The organism is Sulfitobacter geojensis (assembly GCF_000622325.1).
Lineage (GTDB): Bacteria > Pseudomonadota > Alphaproteobacteria > Rhodobacterales > Rhodobacteraceae > Sulfitobacter > Sulfitobacter geojensis.
In genome coordinates this window covers 1922778-1942272 of the sequence record NZ_JASE01000005.1, presented here as the reverse complement: position 1 = coordinate 1942272, position 19495 = coordinate 1922778, and the positions used below count along the sequence as shown (strand labels likewise).

General features: G+C 58.0%; 20 protein-coding genes. 13 read left to right on the top strand and 7 right to left on the bottom strand.

Going from position 1 to position 19495, the window contains the following annotated elements; genetic code table 11:
* Nucleotides 1-193 precede the first annotated feature (193 nt).
* The 6 genes from Z947_RS0111415 to Z947_RS0111390 all read left to right on the top strand — a co-directional run bounded on the left by Z947_RS0111415 (nucleotide 194) and on the right by Z947_RS0111390 (nucleotide 6346).
* Nucleotides 194-1540, top strand: a complete 1347-nt coding sequence (locus Z947_RS0111415; protein ID WP_025044438.1) for a substrate-binding protein — start codon at nucleotides 194-196, stop codon at nucleotides 1538-1540.
* Between the two features lie 109 nt (nucleotides 1541-1649).
* Nucleotides 1650-2681, top strand: a complete 1032-nt coding sequence (locus Z947_RS0111410) for a branched-chain amino acid ABC transporter permease (RefSeq protein ID WP_025044437.1) — start codon at nucleotides 1650-1652, stop codon at nucleotides 2679-2681.
* A gap of 4 nt (nucleotides 2682-2685) precedes the next feature.
* On the top strand, nucleotides 2686-3885 hold the full coding sequence (locus tag Z947_RS0111405; protein WP_025044436.1) for a branched-chain amino acid ABC transporter permease: 1200 nt from the start codon (nucleotides 2686-2688) through the stop codon (nucleotides 3883-3885).
* 11 nt (nucleotides 3886-3896) lie between these two features.
* Complete coding sequence (locus Z947_RS0111400) at nucleotides 3897-4661, top strand: ABC transporter ATP-binding protein (protein WP_025044435.1); 765 nt, start codon at nucleotides 3897-3899, stop codon at nucleotides 4659-4661.
* 93 nt (nucleotides 4662-4754) lie between these two features.
* Entirely contained in the window at nucleotides 4755-5507 is a 753-nt protein-coding gene (locus tag Z947_RS0111395) for an ABC transporter ATP-binding protein (protein ID WP_025044434.1), read from the top strand.
* Nucleotides 5508-5866: 359 nt separating this feature from the next.
* Nucleotides 5867-6346, top strand: a complete 480-nt coding sequence (locus Z947_RS0111390; protein ID WP_025044433.1) for a DUF3592 domain-containing protein — start codon at nucleotides 5867-5869, stop codon at nucleotides 6344-6346.
* A gap of 76 nt (nucleotides 6347-6422) precedes the next feature.
* Here the strand turns inward: Z947_RS0111390 and Z947_RS0111385 are convergent, their stop codons facing one another.
* Nucleotides 6423-7931, bottom strand: a complete 1509-nt coding sequence (locus Z947_RS0111385; RefSeq protein WP_025044432.1) for an AMP-binding protein — start codon at nucleotides 7929-7931, stop codon at nucleotides 6423-6425.
* A gap of 143 nt (nucleotides 7932-8074) precedes the next feature.
* On the opposite strand from Z947_RS0111385, the gene accB reads away from it, so the two are divergent.
* From accB to aat, 3 genes are read left to right on the top strand one after another with little or no spacing between them, the layout of a single operon-like run.
* The gene (gene accB / locus Z947_RS0111380) at nucleotides 8075-8581 is read left to right on the top strand and encodes an acetyl-CoA carboxylase biotin carboxyl carrier protein (protein WP_025044431.1); all 507 of its coding nucleotides are present in this window, start codon (nucleotides 8075-8077) and stop codon (nucleotides 8579-8581) included.
* A gap of 11 nt (nucleotides 8582-8592) precedes the next feature.
* Nucleotides 8593-9945, top strand: coding sequence for an acetyl-CoA carboxylase biotin carboxylase subunit (gene accC, locus Z947_RS0111375; RefSeq protein ID WP_025044430.1), 1353 nt, complete (start codon nucleotides 8593-8595; stop codon nucleotides 9943-9945).
* 6 nt (nucleotides 9946-9951) lie between these two features.
* Complete coding sequence (aat, locus tag Z947_RS0111370) at nucleotides 9952-10587, top strand: leucyl/phenylalanyl-tRNA--protein transferase (protein WP_025044429.1); 636 nt, start codon at nucleotides 9952-9954, stop codon at nucleotides 10585-10587.
* On the opposite strand, the gene Z947_RS0111365 is transcribed toward aat, so the two are convergent.
* Together Z947_RS0111365 and Z947_RS0111360 are read right to left on the bottom strand one after the other, a co-directional pair.
* Nucleotides 10551-10922 (bottom strand): DUF2155 domain-containing protein, encoded by a 372-nt coding sequence (locus Z947_RS0111365; RefSeq protein WP_338057823.1) that lies wholly within the window; start codon nucleotides 10920-10922, stop codon nucleotides 10551-10553. The two genes, aat and Z947_RS0111365, sit on opposite strands and share 37 nt — an antisense overlap.
* A complete protein-coding gene (locus tag Z947_RS0111360) occupies nucleotides 10919-11302 on the bottom strand; it encodes an NADH:ubiquinone oxidoreductase subunit NDUFA12 (RefSeq protein WP_025044427.1) in 384 nt (127 codons plus the stop codon). The genes Z947_RS0111365 and Z947_RS0111360 overlap by 4 nt, the downstream gene beginning before the upstream one ends.
* A gap of 177 nt (nucleotides 11303-11479) precedes the next feature.
* Between Z947_RS0111360 and Z947_RS21035 the strand changes: the two genes are divergently transcribed.
* Nucleotides 11480-13276 (top strand): FkbM family methyltransferase, encoded by a 1797-nt coding sequence (locus Z947_RS21035; RefSeq protein WP_081781142.1) that lies wholly within the window; start codon nucleotides 11480-11482, stop codon nucleotides 13274-13276.
* Here Z947_RS21035 and Z947_RS0111345 read toward each other — a convergent pair.
* From Z947_RS0111345 to Z947_RS0111330, 4 genes are all read right to left on the bottom strand, one after another.
* Entirely contained in the window at nucleotides 13273-13632 is a 360-nt protein-coding gene (locus Z947_RS0111345) for a RidA family protein (protein WP_025044426.1), read from the bottom strand. The two genes, Z947_RS21035 and Z947_RS0111345, sit on opposite strands and share 4 nt — an antisense overlap.
* Nucleotides 13633-13751: 119 nt before the next feature.
* On the bottom strand, nucleotides 13752-15017 hold the full coding sequence (gene clpX / locus Z947_RS0111340; protein ID WP_025044425.1) for an ATP-dependent Clp protease ATP-binding subunit ClpX: 1266 nt from the start codon (nucleotides 15015-15017) through the stop codon (nucleotides 13752-13754).
* A 124-nt stretch (nucleotides 15018-15141) separates the two neighbouring features.
* A complete protein-coding gene (locus Z947_RS0111335) occupies nucleotides 15142-15807 on the bottom strand; it encodes an ATP-dependent Clp protease proteolytic subunit (RefSeq protein WP_025044424.1) in 666 nt (221 codons plus the stop codon).
* 382 nt (nucleotides 15808-16189) lie between these two features.
* Nucleotides 16190-17395: a zinc ABC transporter substrate-binding protein gene (locus Z947_RS0111330; RefSeq protein WP_025044423.1), complete on the bottom strand. Its 1206-nt coding sequence runs from the start codon at nucleotides 17393-17395 to the stop codon at nucleotides 16190-16192.
* Between the two features lie 80 nt (nucleotides 17396-17475).
* Between Z947_RS0111330 and Z947_RS0111325 the strand changes: the two genes are divergently transcribed.
* Genes Z947_RS0111325 through Z947_RS0111315 form a run of 3 tightly spaced genes read left to right on the top strand, consistent with a single transcriptional unit; the run spans nucleotide 17476 to nucleotide 19492 of the window.
* Nucleotides 17476-17955 carry a helix-turn-helix domain-containing protein gene (locus Z947_RS0111325; RefSeq protein ID WP_025044422.1) on the top strand — a complete coding sequence of 160 codons (480 nt, stop codon included), beginning with the start codon at nucleotides 17476-17478 and terminating at the stop codon, nucleotides 17953-17955.
* Nucleotides 17952-18701 (top strand): ATP-binding cassette domain-containing protein, encoded by a 750-nt coding sequence (locus Z947_RS0111320; RefSeq protein ID WP_025044421.1) that lies wholly within the window; start codon nucleotides 17952-17954, stop codon nucleotides 18699-18701. Before Z947_RS0111325 ends, Z947_RS0111320 begins: the two co-directional genes overlap by 4 nt.
* Complete coding sequence (locus tag Z947_RS0111315; RefSeq protein WP_025044420.1) at nucleotides 18698-19492, top strand: metal ABC transporter permease; 795 nt, start codon at nucleotides 18698-18700, stop codon at nucleotides 19490-19492. The genes Z947_RS0111320 and Z947_RS0111315 overlap by 4 nt, the downstream gene beginning before the upstream one ends.
* Nucleotides 19493-19495 lie beyond the last annotated feature (3 nt).

Here is a 19495-nt window from a genome sequence, read left to right as displayed (position 1 = left end):
AACAAATTCTGCGCTGCAACATTATAAACTTTACAGTATTTCAATCTTCACTGCTAAGATATTTACAAAAATAACGTGATGTTCAAGGGGCTTATTGATCCGTTTTCCCACATTCGGCGATAGTGCCTTTGCACAATTGTGCCGCACTGTCCGGGAGCAAGGGACAGGCGATTTACAAATCCGGGAGGAATTCATGTCATTTTCGAACCCCACACGTCGTGGTCTGATTAAAACGGGTGCTGTCGCAAGCGCCGGTCTGGCGCTGCCCACCTATCTGCGTGCCGACGGCCATGCCGGTTTCACCAACGCGCCGCAAGGCAGCACGGTCACGCTGGGCTTTAACGTCCCACAATCCGGCCCCTACGCAGACGAGGGTGCCGACGAATTGCGCGCCTACGAGCTGGCAGTCGAGCACCTGAACGGTGGCGGCGACGGCGGCCTGATGAACACCTTCAGCTCCAAAGCGTTGCAGGGTAACGGGATCCTCGGCAAGAAGGTCGAGTACGTCACAGGCGACACGCAAACCAAATCAGACGCTGCGCGCGCTTCTGCCAAGTCGATGATCGAAAAAGACGGTGCCGTGATGGTAACCGGCGGATCCTCTTCCGGTGTGGCCGTTGCTGTTCAGGCGCTGTGCCAAGAGGCCGGCGTTATCTTTATGGCGGGTCTGACCCACTCCAACGACACCACGGGCAAAGACAAGCGGGCCAACGGTTTCCGCCACTTCTTTAACTCATACATGTCCGGTGCCGCCCTCGCGCCTGTTCTGGCCGCCAACTACGGCAAAGACCGCAAGGCATATCACCTGACCGCCGACTATAACTGGGGTTACACCACAGAAGAAGCCGTGCGTTCTTCTACCGAAGCCATGGGTTGGGAAACTGTTGCGGCTGTTAAGACACCGCTGACACAAACCGACTTCTCTGCTTATATCGCGCCTGTTCTGCAGTCCGGTGCCGACGTTCTGGTTCTGAACCACTACGGCGGGAACATGGTCAACTCGCTGACCAACGCGGTTCAGTTCGGTCTGCGCGACAAGCTTGTGAACGACAAGAACTTCGAAATCGTTGTTCCGCTTTACTCCCGCCTGATGGCGAAGGGTGCGGGTGCCAACGTTAAGGGCATCTTCGGTTCTACAAACTGGCACTGGTCCCTGACCGACGAAGGCTCCAAAGCCTTCGTTAAATCCTTCGGCACCAAATATGGCTTCCCGCCCTCACAGGCTGCGCACACATGTTATGTTCAGGCGCTGCTTTATGCAGATGCGGTTGAACGTGCTGGGTCCTTCAACCCATGTGCGGTTGTCGAAGCGCTGGAAGACTTTGAATTCGACGGCATGGGCAACGGCAAGACGCTGTACCGCGGCGACGATCACCAGTGCTTTAAGGACGTGTTGGTTGTGAAGGGTAAGGAGAACCCGACCTCCGAATTCGACCTTCTGGAAATCGTGGAAGTCACACCTGTTGAGCAGGTGACGTACGACCCCGATCACCCACAGATGGCCGGTGGTTCTTTGGGCTCCTGTAACCCGGGCGCATAAGCGACACCAAACGATCTAACTAGCTTACATTACTGAACTTTCAGGGCGAGGATATTCTTCGCCCTGACCTTGGCCCATATGGGCTGACCGCGCTTGGAGGTGGGGCACCATGGACGCAATTATCCTGCAAATTCTCAACGGTCTGGACAAAGGATCTGCCTATGCGCTGATCGCTTTGGGTCTGACGTTGATCTTCGGCACGCTGGGTGTGGTGAATTTCGCCCACGGCGCGCTGTTTATGATCGGTGCTTTCTGCGCGGTGACCTTCAGCAAAATGCTGTCGTTCAGCCATACGATTATCGACGAAACGCAAAAGGACTTTCTTGGCAATCCGCTGAAAGTCGAGGTGCCCTATATCCATGACATTTTCGGTGTAGCGACGGGGGATGCTATTATCGACTGGGCCGTGCCCTTGTCGATCCTGTTCACCATTCCCGTGATGATCGCCATTGGCTTCATCATGGAGCGCGGGTTGATCAAACACTTCTACAAACGTCCCCACGCCGACCAGATCCTTGTGACCTTCGGTCTGGCAATCGTGTTGCAGGAAGTGATCAAGTATTTCTACGGTGCCAACCCCATTCCAACGCCCGCGCCTGCGGCCTTTGCCGGATCGTTTGATTTCGGCGCGATGATGGGTTTCGACGCCAACACGATCATCTACCCCTACTGGCGCCTGGTCTATTTCGCTTTCTCGGCCGTGATCATCGGCGCAGTCTTTGCCTTTTTGCAATTCACCACCTTCGGGATGGTTGTGCGCGCCGGCATGGCGGATCGTGAAACGGTCGGGCTTTTGGGCATCAATATCGACAAGCGCTTTACCATCATGTTCGGCATTGCTGCCGCGGTGGCGGGGCTTGCCGGCGTGATGTACGCGCCGATCAATTCGCCCAACTATCACATGGGTATGGATTTTCTGGTGCTCAGCTTCGTGGTTGTGGTTGTCGGCGGCATGGGCTCCCTGCCCGGTGCGGTGCTGGCGGGTTTCCTTTTGGGCATCCTTGAAAGCTTTGCTTCGATGGCGGCGGTGCTGGAATTCATTCCGGGCATCAACCAGATCATCATCTACCTTGTCGCAATCATCATTTTGCTGACCCGGCCACGCGGCCTGATGGGGCGCAAAGGCGTGATGGAGGAATAAGAACATGTTCGGACTTAATAAAAAAGACGCAGGCCTCCTGCTGGTGGTGGCTTTCCTTGCCCTCGCCGCCCCCTTCATCCTGAACCCCTTTCCAGAAGGGTCTGCGATGGCACAGTTCAACGCGGGCTATCCCGACCTGATGCAACGCCTCGTGATTTTTGGCATCTTCGCCATCGGGTTCAACATTCTTTTCGGCCTCACCGGCTATCTCAGCTTTGGTCATGCTGCCTTTCTGGGTGTGGGATCTTATGCCGCCATCTGGATGATGAAGCTGCTGACCATGAATGTGGTGCCTGCCATCATCGTTTCGATCCTGATTGCCGGTGTTTTCTCGCTGCTGGTCGGCTGGATTTCACTGCGCCGCTCGGGCATCTACTTTTCCATTCTGACACTGGCCTTTGCGCAGATGTCCTATGCGCTGGCCTATTCGGTGCTGACCCCGATTACGGGCGGTGAAACCGGCTTGCAGCCGAAATATGACGACCCGCGTATCCTTGACGGCGCCCTGGAAGCGGGCAAATCGCCCCGTGCCAACCTGTTCGGTCTGGAAATGAACGACGGGTTCGAACTGTCCATGGGCAATTGGGTGTTCACTTTTAACGCCGGCTATTACATCGCGGCCATTGTCATGCTGATTGCCTTCTACCTGTCGATCCGCATCTTCCGTTCGCCCTTCGGCATGATGCTGCGGGCGGTTAAATCGAACCAGCAGCGGATGAACTATACCGGTCTGAACACCAAACCTTATACATTGGCGGCCTTCGTGATCTCTGGCATGTATGCCGGTCTGGCAGGTGGCTTGCTGGTGGCGATGGACACGCAGGTGGGCGCGGAACGCATGTTCTGGACTGCATCGGGCGAAGTTGTTCTGATGACCATCCTTGGCGGTGCCGGCACGTTGATCGGGCCTGTCCTTGGGGCCGGTTTCATCAAATATATGGAAAACATCGTATCCAAGATCAACAAATCGGTTCTGGAACAGTGGTTTGCCTTTATGCCCGACGGCATCGAGGATGTGATGATCGCGCTGGTCTATCCCTTTGTGGGCAAAGGCTGGCACCTGACGCTGGGCCTGTTGTTCATGCTGGTTGTGATCTTCCTGCCCGGTGGTCTGGTCGAAGGCGGCCAACGCATCGCCAAATTGTTCCGCGGCAAGAACGCCTCGGACGATACCACTGACGCCACCAAAACCCCCGCAGAATAAGGAAAGACATCATGGCTATTCTTGAAGTTAAAAATGTGGGCAAGCGGTTTGGCGGCCTTCAGGCGCTTGGCGACGTGAACCTCAACATCGCGGAAAAATCCTGCCACGCGATCATCGGGCCCAACGGCGCGGGCAAATCCACCCTGCTGAACTGTCTGGTGGGCAAGCTGATCCCCGACACCGGATCGGTGATGTTTGACGGGCAATCCGTGCTGGGACGCAAACCCTATGAGATCAACCAGATGGGCATCTCACGGGTGTTCCAGACGCCGGAAATCTTTGGCGATCTGAACGTCATGGAAAACATGATGATCCCCTGTTTCGCCAAACGCGACGGCGCGTTCCGCATGCACGCGCTGGAAAGCATCGGACAGGAACGCGACATCATCGCCAAGGCCGAAGAAATGCTGGTGGATATGAAACTGATCGACAAACGCGAGATGATGGCCTCCTCCATGTCGCGCGGTGACAAACGCCGGCTTGAAATCGCCATGTGTCTGGCACAGGACCCGCGCCTGTTGCTGTTGGATGAACCCACCGCCGGTATGGCGCGGGCCGATACCAACAACACCATCGACCTGTTGAAACAGATCAAGGAAGAACGCGACATCACCATCGCGATCATCGAACATGACATGCATGTGGTCTTTTCACTCGCCGACCGGATCACCGTTCTGGCGCAAGGCACACCGCTGGTCGAAGACACGCCGGACAAGATCAAGGGCCATCCCAAAGTACGCGAAGCCTATCTGGGCGAAGTGCAGGAAGCCGCTTAACATCTGGGGGCGTTCTGCCCTCGTTCCCCCTACCCCTCTGTGGCCCCGTAAGGTGGGCATTGCCCCACCCCGCCGTCAAAAAGGATCAAGACAATGACCACCCAAACGCGTGAGAAAAACGCCAACCATGCGGCCACGGCCCCCGCCTTTCTGTCGGTCTGGAACCTTGAGGCCTATTACGGTGAAAGCTACATCGTACAGGGCATCAGCTTTAACGTGCATGAGGGCGAGATCCTTGCACTCTTGGGGCGCAACGGGGCGGGCAAGACCTCGACCTTGCGGGCGATGGCGCGGATGTCCTCGCCCGAAGTGCACAAGGGTGAAATCTGGCTCGACCATCAGGCCCTGCACAACATGCAGTCGTTCGAGGCGTCTCAGGCAGGACTGGGATTGGTCCCCGAGGACCGTTCCATCATCCCCGGCTTGACGGTTGAGGAAAACCTGAAGCTGGCACAAATCGCCCCCCCTATCGGCTGGTCACTGGAACGCATCTACGATCTGTTCCCACGTCTGGGCGAGCGCAAATCCCAGGACGGCATCACCTTGTCGGGCGGCGAGCAGCAGATGTTGGCGATCGCCCGCGCCCTGGCGCGCGACATCAAGGTGTTGTTGCTGGACGAACCTTACGAAGGTCTGGCACCGGTCATCGTCGATGAAATCGAAAAGACGCTGGGCATCATCAAGGAACAGGGCATCACAACGATTCTGGTGGAACAGAATGCGGTGCGGGCGCTGAAACTGGCCGACCGTGCGGTGATTTTGGACACCGGCGGGATCGTCTTTGACGGCACTGCCCAAGAAGTGCTCGACGATGCCGAGCTGCGCGCGGAATACCTCGCGATCTAAGCGCAACGGTTTGGCGGGCGGGCTTGGATTTCTAAATATCTCTCAAATGCGCAACAGGTGCTTGCGGCGTTCCCCATTGGAAAGGCCGCAGCGGCCAGCTTGGCTGCTCCCCGCCGCAGGTAAATTCCGAATTCGGTTTTCCGGATAGGCAAAATCTACTGATAATCCGTCGGCCCGCTCTCTTGGCCACTCTCTACTTGCCTGTTGCGAACCAGCGTTTCTGCTACACTTGCGCTTTTGATCTGTATGATCAAAAAACCCAACTTCGCGCATGAATTACAGTATAAAACCCGCTATCAGCGACGAGCAGGGTCTAAACCCCCGCGGGAATGTGATTACTGTGAGGGGTAAATAAGGTGATGAAGCGAACGACCTTCGGGTTTGTCGATCCGAAAAAAATTCCGCGATATGCTGCGATCACATTTTTGATAAGCGGCGTTATATTGCTGGTCATCGTGTTTGCGATAAAGTCCTACCAGGCCCGCGCATTAGCCGACAGCATTGCACTTCCTGCCGAAGTTATCCGTATCGATTCCCGCACACAAGGCAAGCGCAAGAATAAAACAGTTTCGGCCCGTCGACGTCTGCAATACCGCCCCGTTTTTCGTACAACGGCCCCGTCAGGCGAAGTGGTCGTTTATGAAAGTCAAAGTTGGCGGCTTTCGCCCTTATATGATGTGGGTGACCGCGTAACCGGACTGTACCGTGCCGAAACCGGCGTCATCAGCACCGCCGAAATACGTAAAGGCCAGGCTTTCTTAAGCAATATGCTTTTCGGGATGTCAGCCATATTTATCGCCCTTGGCATCGCCATACTCAAGGCGTTTAAAACGCGGTAGTCTCCAAAGCTCTAAGGAGTTTGCCCCATTTGTCGAAAGACGACATTAAACCGCCCCCTTGACGTCAACGAAACATTTACCGCTGCGCAAGCAAATCGCGCAGTTCGGTTTTCAGAACCTTGCCGTAGTTGTTCTTGGGCAGCTCATCCAGCCTGATATACCGCTTTGGCCGTTTGAACCGCGCGATATGATCAAGACAAAGCGCATCCAGCTCCGCCTCTGCCGCGTCGCCGACGATAAACGCGACGACCTCTTCGCCCCATTCGCCCTGCGCCTGCCCCACAACCGAAACCTCGCGCAACTGTTCGTGCATCAACAAAACCTCTTCGACCTCACGCGGATAAACGTTTGAACCGCCCGTGATGATCACATCCTTGCTGCGGTCGCGCAGCGTCAGATAGCCCGCAGCGTCCAGCACGCCCACATCCCCCGTCAAAAGCCAGCCATCGTGCAGCGCCGCCGCCGTGGCAGCCGGATTGCGCCAGTACCCTGCCATCACTGTCGCCCCGCGCACCATGATTTCGCCTTCCGTGCCTGTTGGGACCGGCGCGCCGGTGGGATCACAAATCTGGACCTCCATCCCTGTTTGCGCCCGCCCGACAGAGCCCAGCCGGCTGCGCCATTCGGGGTGGTCGCGGTCCATGACATCGTCGCGCGATAATGCTGTGATCCCCATCGGGCATTCGCCCTGCCCGTAGATTTGTACGAACACGGGGCCGAACCATTCGGATGCTTCAATGATATCAGCAAGATACATCGGTCCGCCGGCATAAACGACAGTGCGCAGCCCCGTGCCCCGCGCGCCAATCTCCGTGGCCCGTTGCGTCAGGCGCTTCACCATTGTGGGTGCCGCGAACATATGCACCGATCCGAAATGCGCGGCCAACTCCAGAATCTCCTCCGGCTCGAAACCACCGGAGGCAGGGCAGACATGACGCGCGCCCGCCTGCACATGCATCACCGCATAAAGCCCGGCCCCATGGCTGAGCGGCGCTGCGTAAAGCGCCGTATCGGTCGCGCTGACCTGATCCACATCCGCCTCATAGCTCTGTGTCATCGACGCCAGCATGCCGTGTGTGATGATCACGCCCTTGGGCTGTCCTGTGGTGCCAGAGGTATAAAACAGCCACGCCATATCATCGGCCCCGCGCGACACGATACCGGTTTGTGCAGGCGCCGTCAGAACCGCGTCACGAAACACATCCGCCGCCACATCAAGCACGCGGGCCTGCGGCGCGTGGGTGCGCAGGGTCGCAGCCTGTACACCGCTCGCGAACACCAGCTTTGCGTCAGCGTCCTGCACGATAAATGCGGCCTCGCGCCCGTGCAGCTTTGCGTTGATCGGTACTGCCGCCGCCCCCGCACTCCAGATGCCATAGAGCACTACCAGAAATTCGGTCATGTTTTTCATGAAAATCGCCACGCGGTCACCGGGTGCCACCCCCTGCGCGGCCAACCATCCCGCCACTTTTTGCGCCTGATCGGCAAATCCGGCGTAATCCGCGACCATCTGCGTCCCTGTAAACAGCGCAGGCGCGGTGGGGGTGCGTTCAGCGGCGCTGATCAGCCAATGGGAAAGATTCATTCGTTTTCTCCTTGCATGCGCAACATGCATGCCAACCATTGGACACACAACTGGCGGGTTTTCACGCAGAACACATTGGCCTATAAGCTACTCTGACGTCACGGCGCGAAATGCCGCCGGACAAGGGACAAGTCGAGGATAATATGACTAAAAATACCCATGACGCGGATGTGGCTTTCATCCGGGCGCTCGCCGAGTTGTTGAATGAAAACGACCTGACCGAATTGCAGGTCAAGCGCGACTATGCCGAAGACGACAGCCTGAATGTGCGCGTGAGCCGTAAACCGCCACAGCAAATCATGGCCGCACCGCAGGTGCAGGCTGCTGCCGCGCCACAGGCTGTTACCGCTTCAGCCGCCGCGCCAGCGCTCGCGGCCCCCACGGCCGCAGAGGACGCAACAGATCCCGCCAGCCACCCCGGTGCGGTGACGTCGCCGATGGTTGGCACGGTTTATATGCAGGCCGAACCGGGCGCACCTGCCTTTATTTCTGTTGGTGCCGCGATCAGCGAAGGCGACACGCTGTTGATCGTTGAAGCCATGAAAACCATGAACCACATCCCCGCCCCCCGCTCTGGCACGGTCAAGCGGATTCTGGTCGGCGACGGCGATGCGGTTGAGTTTGGCGCACCGCTGGTCATCATCGAATAGGGTGGTCGCAAATGTTTAACAAAATCCTTATCGCCAATCGGGGTGAGATTGCCCTGCGTGTGATCCGCGCCGCCCGCGAGATGGGTATCGGGACTGTCGCGGTGCATTCCACTGCCGACAGCGACGCGATGCATGTGCGCATGGCGGATGAATCGGTATGCGTGGGCCCGCCTTCTTCGATGCAGTCCTATCTGTCGATCCCCGCGATCATCGCAGCCTGCGAAATCACCGGCGCCGAGGCGATCCACCCCGGTTATGGCTTCCTGTCCGAAAACGCGAACTTCGTTCAAATCGTGCAGGATCACGGGCTGACGTTTATCGGCCCCACCGCTGAACATATCCGTGTGATGGGCGACAAGATCACCGCCAAGGATACCATGAAAAAGCTGGGTGTGCCCTGTGTACCCGGATCTGCGGGCGGCGTCGCGACACTGGAAGAAGCCAAAGCACTGGGTGCCGAAATGGGCTATCCGGTGATCATCAAAGCCACAGCTGGCGGTGGTGGTAAGGGCATGAAAGTCGCCGAAACCGCGAATGACATGGAACGCGCGTTCCAGACGGCACGTGCCGAAGGTAAATCGAACTTCGGCAATGACGAAGTCTATATCGAAAAATACCTGACCACGCCGCGCCACATCGAAATTCAGGTGTTCGGCGATGGCAAAGGCCGCGCGGTTCATCTGGGTGAACGCGACTGTTCACTGCAACGCCGCCACCAAAAGGTGTTCGAGGAAGCCCCCGGCCCCGCGATTTCACCCGAAGAACGCGCGCGCATCGGCAAGGTTTGTGCGGATGCGATGGCCGACATCAACTATATCGGCGCAGGCACAATCGAGTTTCTTTATGAGAAAGGCGAGTTCTATTTCATCGAAATGAACACCCGTTTGCAGGTCGAACATCCGGTTACCGAAGCGATCTTTGGCGTTGATCTGGTGCGCGAGCAAATTCGTGTGGCGTCGGGCATGGACATGTCTTTCCAGCAAGAAGACCTTCAGATCAACGGTCATTCCATCGAGGTCCGCATCAACGCGGAAAAGCTGCCCAACTTCTCACCCTGTCCGGGCCGGATTACGCAGTATCATGCGCCGGGTGGTTTGGGCGTGCGGATGGATTCGGCACTCTATGACGGCTATTCGATCCCGCCTTATTACGACAGCCTCATCGGGAAACTGATTGTGCACGGCCGCGACCGCCCCGAAGCGTTGGCGCGTTTGCACCGGGCTTTGGGCGAATTGATCGTCGACGGTGTTGATACCACCGTCCCGCTGTTCCACGCGCTTTTGGCCGAACCCGATGTCCTTTCGGGGGATTACAACATCCACTGGCTGGAACACTGGCTTGAAACCAATCTCGGCAATGCCTGATCGGCAATGTCGAACCTGACGCCGGACCTGTTGTTACATGGCTATGCTGTCGGGATTTTCCCGATGGCAGAGCACCGCGACGATCCAGAGATTTTCTGGGTCGATCCCGAGCGGCGCGGTGTTTTGCCGCTTGATGGCTTTCACATCTCGCGCTCGCTGGCCCGTGCCATGCGCCGCAGTACGTTCGACGTACGGATCAACAGTGATTTCGCGGGCGTGGTTGCGGGGTGCGCCGATCGCGCAGACACTTGGATCAATTCCGAAATTTCTGGGCTTTACAGTGCGTTACACGCCAAGGGCAAAGCCCATTCTATCGAGTTATGGGAAGGTGATTCATTGGTCGGCGGGGTTTACGGTGTTACCTTGGGGGCTGCGTTTTTTGGTGAAAGCATGTTCTCGCGCCGGACCAATGCGTCAAAAATGGCCTTGGCGGCTTTGGTCGACCACCTGAACCGTGCGGGGTTCCTGTTGTTTGATACGCAATTCCTCACGCCGCACCTTGCCTCCTTGGGCGCGCAGGAAATCACGCGCCGCGCCTATCATGCGCGTCTGCAGCACGCGACTGCGCAGCAGGCAAATTTTACATCGGTGGGGGTTTCACAGCTTTACGATGTGGTGCAACGGATGACCCAAACATCATAGCGCTGATGCTCAAGCGCTGACAATGCCGGGGCGGATGCAATCATCCAGCCGGAAAACAACACACCTTCTTTACCGTTCTCGGAAATCTCCAGCGCGGCATAGGCATTGCCAGACGGATTTCCCGCAGGGTAGCGGCATTCTTTCATGACGATCTGCAAAGACCCCATGCGAAATGCCTGACCCGCACGCATTTCAAAATCGGTGGTCTGTCCAGAAGTCTTGTCCAGCGCGCGTAAAACGCCGCCCGTCGCATTACTTGCCTGTTGCGCAGCAAGCGGTGTTGCCAACGCAAGCGCGACCAATGCGGCAGATACGGAACGCATCGGCGTGATCACTCGGGGCTCCATGCCTCGTAGTCTGAGCGGTCCTTTGGCGACAGCTGACGCAACGACCCCGCCGGCGCATAGGCCTGCATGGTACCGGTCAGGTTTTCAACATGCGGCTTTTCCCATGTCTTATGCACCATCGGTTTGTCTGTAGGTGGTTCGTCCCACGTATGATGCAGCCAGCCGTGCCAATCCGGTGACACGCGGCTTGCCTCCATCTCGCCGTTGAACATGACCCAACGGCGGGTGTTATCTGCGTTACGAAAATAGGTGTTGCCCTGTTCGTCTTCGCCCACTTTTACGCCTTTGCGCCAGCTCCAAAGCTGTGTGTTCAGAGTATTGCCGTGCCACCACGTCAGTCCCCGGAAAATAGTGTTCAGAATGCCCATGATGCTCTCCGCGCTCAACTTGAACCGGTTATGCACCAGTGCGCGCGCCGCGTCCAGCAGACCTGTACAAGTGTTGCGGCAAAGACTCGTGTGAGGTGCGCAAATTTTGCATATTTCCCAAAGTCATTGGCCCTGATTGCCTGCAAAGCTATTGTTCCCAAAACGGAGACAATCGTAATGCCTGCCAAAACCGCCAAACCCGAAACAGCGCTCGCAAAAAAGGCGACTGCCAAACATGTGGCCGAATGCCACGGGGTCAAAGTGCCGGACAGCCCGATGTTGACGCCGGTGCGGATCGAACGGATCAATGCCGCGCGGTATGAGGGACAGGAAATCGCAGGTGCGCTGCAAGTGGTGCAGGCGGGCGACAAGGTGCTGGAAATGGGATCGGGCATCGGCCTTGTCGGGGCGATTGTGGCCAAGAACGGCAAACCCAGCAGAGTCGTGTCATTTGAGGCGAATCCAAACCTCATCGAACACATCACAGCCCTTTATAAGCTGAACCGGCTCTCCAAAACCATCGAGGTGCGCAACGAGGTGTTGGTCAGCGCGCCGGATGCGCCCGAAACGATGGCGTTTCACATTCGCAATTCCTACCTTGGATCATCGCTGATTGATTCCGACAGCCGTGCGACCACCCGCGTTGACGTGCCGACCGCGGATTATGCAGAGGTACACAAAGACCTCGCGCCCGATGTCCTGTTGATGGACATCGAAGGGGGCGAGCTTGAATTCCTGCGCCATGCCTCGCTTGACGGCATCCGCGCCATTGTCATCGAATTCCACCCTGATGCATACGGGCGCGAAGGGATGCGCGAATGCAAATCCATCCTCGAACACGCTGGTTTTGCCAAAGTGCCCGACCATTGCACGCGGCAGGTCTGGACCTGTGTGCGCGACGCGAAACTCCAAGGGCCATTGCCGGATGCCGCTTGGACCGCGCAAACCACCACGTTGGAAAATGCGATTCTGGTGCCCCCTTCTGAGCAGGAGTTCGTCCAAAAAGCCGGTGTGCTGACCGCCGACGGAAAATACCACGCCGAAGGGGCGCTGTGGCGCAACGGGCGGGCGTTGACCGTCGCACCTGATATGCCCGACGGCACATTGAAAACCCGCAAAGGCACGTGGCTATGGGGCGGCGTTTTATGGATGCACTTCGGCCATTTTCTGGTCGAAAGCACAGCGCGGCTTTGGGCGCTGGCCCATCTTGATGAAAAGATCGACGGTATTCTGTTTGTGCCCAAACGCCCGCGCAACGGCGATGAAGTGCTGCAATTTCAAAAGGATCTTATCGGCCTAATGGGCACGGATGTGCCAGTGATTTGCGTGCCCGAAGCAGAACAGGTCGAGCGGTTGATTGTGCCCGGACAAGGGTTTGGACTGGGCCCGATGATCACCGGCACGCAAACCTTCCGCGACGCCTTTGCCAATAATTTTGCGAATGACATTCAGGCGGACGGACCTGAAAAACTCTATGTGAGCCGCAGCAAACTACCATCCGGGCGGGGCAACCTGATTGGCGAAGCAGAGCTGGAAGAGCATCTGAGCGCTGAAGGCTACGTGATTTATCACCCTGAAAAATACGATATTCACCACCAGATCGCGACCTATAAAGCCGCCAAACAGATCATCGCGGCCGAGGGATCCACCTTGCATATGTTGGCCATGGTTGCCGACCCCGCCACAGAAATCGCGATGATCGTGCGCCGCCCCTCCGGTGCGACCCGCAATCTGGAACGTCATCTGGAGGCCTTCACCGGCCGCGCACCCGTGAGCATCACTCATTTGCTGCGCTCGTGGAAACCACGCGGGGCGGCGAAGCCGCGCATGTGGATGGGCGAATTGGACATGCCCGCGTTACAAAACACGTTAGCAGAGTCCGGTTTCATCGCCAAAGGCGGCACGCCTTGGGTGTCGCTTGATCCCAAAGACGTGCAGGAACGGCTTGGCAACCGGTACGAAGAGGTCGTTTAATCCGGCAGCACCGCGGTTAATTCTATTTCGATCCGGTATTTCGGGTCGATCAATCCGCATTCGATCATCGTTGCCGCGGGCGGGTTGGCCCCGAAAGCTTCTGATAAGACGGGCCAGCAGGGTTCAAATTCGGCCCGATCCGGCAACATGTAGGTCACGCGCACCGCATCGGCAAAGCTCGCGCCTGCTTCCTCTAGCGCCTTGCCGATCACTTCCAGCGCGTGGCGGCATTGGCTGACCACATCGTCCCCCTGCCCCACGGTGCCAGCCACATGCACAAAGCCGCCCGCGACAACCGCGCGGCAATAGCCGATCTTCGCTTCGAATTCCCCACCTGAGTGTATTCGTTTCATCATCACGTCCCTTGTGTCCTACGCTATCAAAACAGCGCCAATTTCAACGCTGCAAAACAAAAGGGCGCGTCCGAAGACACGCCCTTTCTAAAACTTACCTGCACAGTGCAGATCACGGTACCCTAGCCTGCGGTCGCCGGCTCTTTTTCGGGTTCACCGTGGATCATCAAAGGCGCGGCATCGGAATTCACCGACTCTTCGTTCACCACGACTTCGTTGACCGAATCCAGTCCCGGCAGATCGAACATCGTATCCAGCAGGATATCCTCAAGAATGGAGCGCAATCCACGTGCGCCCGTCTTGCGTTCAATGGCCCGTTTCGCGATGGCAGACAGCGCATCATCGGTAAAGTTCAGCTGGGTATCTTCCAGCTCGAACAGGCGCTGATACTGCTTGACCAAAGCGTTTTTGGGCTGCGTCAGGATCGTCACCAGCGCGTCCTCGTCCAGATCTTCCAGCGTTGCCAAAACCGGCAGACGACCGACGAATTCCGGGATCAAACCGAATTTCAACAGGTCTTCGGGCTCAAGATCGGTGAAAATCTCGCCGATGCCACGGGCGTCATTGTCGCGGACGTCCGCGCCAAAACCCATCGCCGACCCCTTGCCGCGGGCGGCAATGATCTTGTCCAGACCGGCAAAAGCCCCACCACAGATGAACAGGATGTTCGTGGTGTCGACCTGCAGGAATTCCTGCTGCGGATGTTTGCGCCCGCCCTGCGGCGGCACAGAAGCAACGGTGCCTTCCATCAACTTCAGCAAGGCCTGCTGCACGCCCTCGCCCGACACGTCGCGGGTGATTGAGGGGTTTTCGGATTTGCGCGTGATCTTGTCCACTTCGTCGATGTAGACAATGCCGCGCTGTGCGCGTTCGACGTTATATTCGGAGGCCTGCAAAAGCTTCAGAATGATGTTCTCTACATCTTCGCCCACATAACCGGCTTCGGTCAGTGTGGTCGCATCTGCCATAGTAAACGGCACATCCAGAATCCGCGCCAGCGTTTGCGCGAGCAGCGTCTTACCGCAACCGGTTGGACCGATCAGCAGAATGTTGGATTTCGCCAGTTCGATATCGCCACCCTTCTGGGCGTGATTCAGACGTTTGTAGTGGTTGTGCACCGCCACCGACAGAACCCGTTTGGCCGTTGCCTGACCGATCACATAATCGTCCAGAACCTCGCAGATGTCTTTGGGGGTGGGCACACCATCGGTGGCTTTCAGGCCGGATGCCTTGGTCTCTTCGCGGATGATATCCATACACAATTCAACGCATTCATCACAGATGAACACCGTTGGCCCCGCAATAAGCTTGCGCACCTCATGCTGGCTCTTGCCGCAGAAGCTACAGTAGAGGGTGTTTTTGCTATCACCGCTGGAATTATTCGCCATGTCAGCCCTTTCAGGTCTGTCGTGAATTTTGCGCGCCATCGCTCGACGCGCGGTCCTTGCCGCAAACACTATGCCAGTGCCTTGGGCGCTACAATCGCAAAATCGCAGCGCCTAAAGGTCTGGCTTATTTGTCGCCTTTGCCCTTCTTGGGCTTGGGTTTGGGCGCGTCGCCGTCATCTTCCTTGCCGCGGTTCGCGACGATTTCGTCGATATGGCCCCATGCCAGCGCTTCGTCCGGTGTCATCCACAGGTCGCGATCCAGCGCTTTTTGAACGGTTTCATAGTCCTGACCGGAGTGCTTCATATAGAGCTGGTACATCCGTTCGCGCGTCTGTTCGATGTGGCGTGCGGAGATCAGAATATCTGTCGCCTTACCCTGTGACCCACCGGAGGGCTGGTGCACCATCACTTCGGCATTGGGCAGTGCGAAACGCATCCCCTTTTCACCACCGATTGCAATGACCGACCCCATGGATGCCGCCATGCCACAGATCAGCGTCGATACTTTCGGGCGAATGTACTGCATCGTGTCATAGATCGACAGGCCGGCAGATACTTCGCCACCCGGTGAATTGATGTACATGCTGATTTCCTTGGACGGGTTTTCCGCCTCAAGATGCAGCAGCTGCGCCACGATCAGATGGCTCATTCCGCTGTGAATCGGGCCATTGATGAAAATGATCCGTTCTTTCAACAAACGCGAGAAAATATCGTAAGCCCGTTCGCCGCGGCTCGTCTGTTCGACGACCATCGGGACAAGGTTCATGTAGGTTTCATAGGGATCATTCATCTGTACTTGCCTGTATCTGCGTCTGAGGGACCATACCCGCAGAACCGTTGCTAACAGATTAGTCGCGGGCAGAGGGACCTTCAAGGGGGGGCACCGCGATGGGGGACCGTTACCTGCACCCTATTTGCCTTACCCGAGCTTATTTAGGAATTCGTTAACACTGCTTTCACAAAGGCGGGCGCAAGCGGCACAGGGTTTTGCGGCGGCTGACCGGTTCGCGCCCCTTTGGCGGCGCAACACATAAAATTGTTCGCAATTGCTGAAATGGGATGCAACCTGCGGGGCTTCGCCCGCTAGCGGTTAAGCCAAGCCCGCCCCGGCCGCGGGGCGGGCAAAATGCGCCCGCAAAGGCGCTGTGAATAGGAAATGATCGTGCGCGACCTTAGGGGGCGAGACAATCAGCGATGGCCCCGCCAAGCACCAACATCAAATCCGGGTAAAGGTCGGGTCCCAAAGGCAGGGAGACCCCCAAGGGATCAAGCGTCGCGAGTTTTGTGCTTTGTCCCTCAAGCACGGTTTGCAACAGCGATGTGTTCATCTGCGGCTCGGCAAAAGCGCAGACCGGCGCGGCACTTTCGATTTTTGTGCGCAACTCGGACACCCGCGCAGGCCCCGGCGTAGCGGCATCACCGGCACTGACCGCCGCGACGGCCTCAACGTCGAAACGCGCTTCGAAATAATGGAACGCGTCGTGGAACACTATAAAGGAGCGGCCCTTGGCACCTTGGAGGCGCTGCGCGATCTGTTTGCTCAAAATCTCCATCTCCGCACGCCCGTCTTGGGCGTTTTCGCGATAGATTGCCGCATTTTCGGGGTCCAAATCGGCCAACGCCTGTGCAATTGCCGAAAGAGAGGCGGCGGCATTTTCAGGGTCCAGCCAGATATGTGGGTCACGAGCCTCTGCGCCACCGCCGTGGGCGTGCCCCTCGTGGCCATCATGCTCTTCGTGATCTTCGTGTTCTGCATGATCTTCGTGATTTTCGTGCCCCTCATGATCGTCGTGATCTTCATGCCCATCGTGATCGTCGTGATCTTCATGCCCATCGTGATCTTCGTGACCCACATGATCGGCGTGATCTTCGTGGCCCTCATGGTCGCCATCATGCGCGTGACCTTCGTGACCGTCATCCTTGTGCGCGTGTTCCTCATGACCTTCTGCTGCGTGATCATGACCATCATGCGCATCATCGTCATGGTGCTCATCGTCATGGGCCGCGTGATCGTGATCATGCCCCCCTTCAAAACCGACCCCTTCGCGGAACGCCAGCAACGACACGCCTTCCGCTTCCATCAGTGCCAGCTTGCGCGCATTCGGTGCCAAAGCGTCAAGCGGTTCAGCCAGCCACGGTGTCAATCCGGCTCCTACCCAGACCACGAGATCTGCCTTGCTCAGGCTGCGCGCTTCGGAGGGGCGCATCGCGTAACCATGCGGCGACGCACCGGGGGGAATCACCAGATCAGGCGTGCCGACCCCCTGCATCACGCGGGCAATAAGGCTGTGTACCGGCGCAATATCGACAGCAACAACAGGCACTTCGGCCCGCGCCATGGCAGGCAGAAAGAGCAAGGCAAAGGGGAGTAGACGCATGGGATATCTCCATATGAAATTTGAAGGCTTGCTAGCGTGTATGTTATAACATATCAATACCCGACATCAGGAGAACGGACATGAGCACCATCGGTTTTGCCCCGCACGACCATCACAGCTGCGTCGCGGACACGTTGCAAAAGGCGGACAGCCACTGCGCCGACAAGGGCCTGCGTTTGACGCCGGTACGCCGCCGCGCGCTGGAAATCCTGTTGGCGGATCACCGCGCTTTGGGGGCCTATGATTTGCTGGCTGTGCTGGCGACCGAAGGCATGGGCACGCAACCCCCCGTCGCCTACCGCGCGCTGGACTTTTTGGTGAAGGCCGGATTTGCTCATAAAATCGAGGCGCTTAACGCCTATATTGCCTGTGCGCATTTGGGGGAATGCACAATGCCCGCCTTTCTGATTTGTCGGGCCTGCAAATCCGTGGCCGAAGCAGACACTGCCGTCGCGAAGGGCCGGCTGGATGACGCGGCCGTTGCGGCAGGGTTTCAGATCGAACGCACAGTTGTCGAAGCCGAAGGGCTTTGCCCCGCTTGTCAGGATATTGCCGCATGAGCCTGATCGAGACCCGAAACCTGACCCTTGGATATCGCGGTACGCCGGTATTGCGCGACGTAAGCTTTTCGATTGAACGGGGCGAGATTGTCACCATCGTCGGCCCCAACGGATCGGGTAAATCCAGTCTGCTGCGGGCGTTGATCGGGGCTTTGGCACCGGTGTCGGGCAGTGTCACACGGGCCCGCGGTTTGCGCATCGGCTATGTGCCGCAAAAACTGCACATCGATGCGACCCTGCCGCTGACCGTGCACAGGTTTCTGAACCTGCCCCACCGGCAAAAATCCGATGACATCATGGCCGCCCTGTCCCGCGCCGGTGTGCCGGAGTTGCGCGACGCGCAGATGGCGGCCTTGTCCGGCGGTCAGTTCCAGCGGGTTTTGCTTGCGCGCGCCTTGTTGGGCCGGCCCGATATCCTGATCCTGGACGAGGCGACACAAGGGCTGGATCAACCCGGTGCCGCCGCATTCTATCGCCAGATCGAACAGGTCCGCCGCGAGCTGAACCTTGCAGTGTTGATGGTCAGCCACGATTTGCATGTGGTGATGGCGGCGTCGGACCGTGTGCTGTGCCTGAGCGGTCATATCTGTTGCGAAGGCACCCCCGAAACCGTGGCGGACGCACCCGAATACCGCGCGTTGTTTGGCGACGGGACACAGGGCACGCTGGCGCTGTATCGTCACCAGCACGATCACGCGCATCACCACGACCACGATCATGACCACAGCCACGAGCATACACACTGATGGACGATTTTATCTTACGCGCGGCCCTTGCCGGTCTTGGTGTCGCACTTGCCGCCGCCCCTCTGGGGTGCTTTGTGATCTGGCGGCGCATGGCCTATTTCGGCGATGCCACCAGCCATGCCTCCTTGCTGGGCGTCGCGCTGGCGCTGGCAATGGATTTGCCGGTGATTGCGGGCGTGCTGGTGGTTGCCCTTGCCATGGCCCTGATCGTCAGCAGCCTGTCCGAACGTCACATCAGCACCGATGCCCTGCTTGGCGTTCTGGCCCATGCCGGACTGGCGCTTGGGCTGGTCGCGGTGTCCTTGGTGCCGGGACAACGGGTCGATCTTTCGGCTTATCTGTTCGGGGATATTCTGGCGGTGACCCAACGCGATGTCATCCTGATCTGGAGCGGTGCCATCCTTGTCGCGCTGTTGCTTTTGTGGCGTTGGCAGGCGTTGCTGACCGCCACCCTGAACCCCGACCTCGCCACGGCATCGGGGGGTAAACCACGCCGTGAACAGCTGATCCTGACGCTGGCTTTGGCACTTACCGTGGCGGTGGCGCTTAAGGTCGTCGGGGCGCTGTTAATCGCCGCCATGCTGGTGATCCCTGCGGCCGCTGCCCGCCCCTTCGCGCGCACGCCCGAAATGATGGCGCTTTGTGCGATGATGCTGGGTGCGGTTGCCGTTGGGGCGGGTCTGCTGGCGTCGTTCCGCTTTGATACGCCAACCGGTCCCAGCATTGTCACAGCCGCCGCAGTGCTGTTCGCGATCTCGACCAGCCTGTCGCCGCTGCTGCGCGCCCGCTAGGGC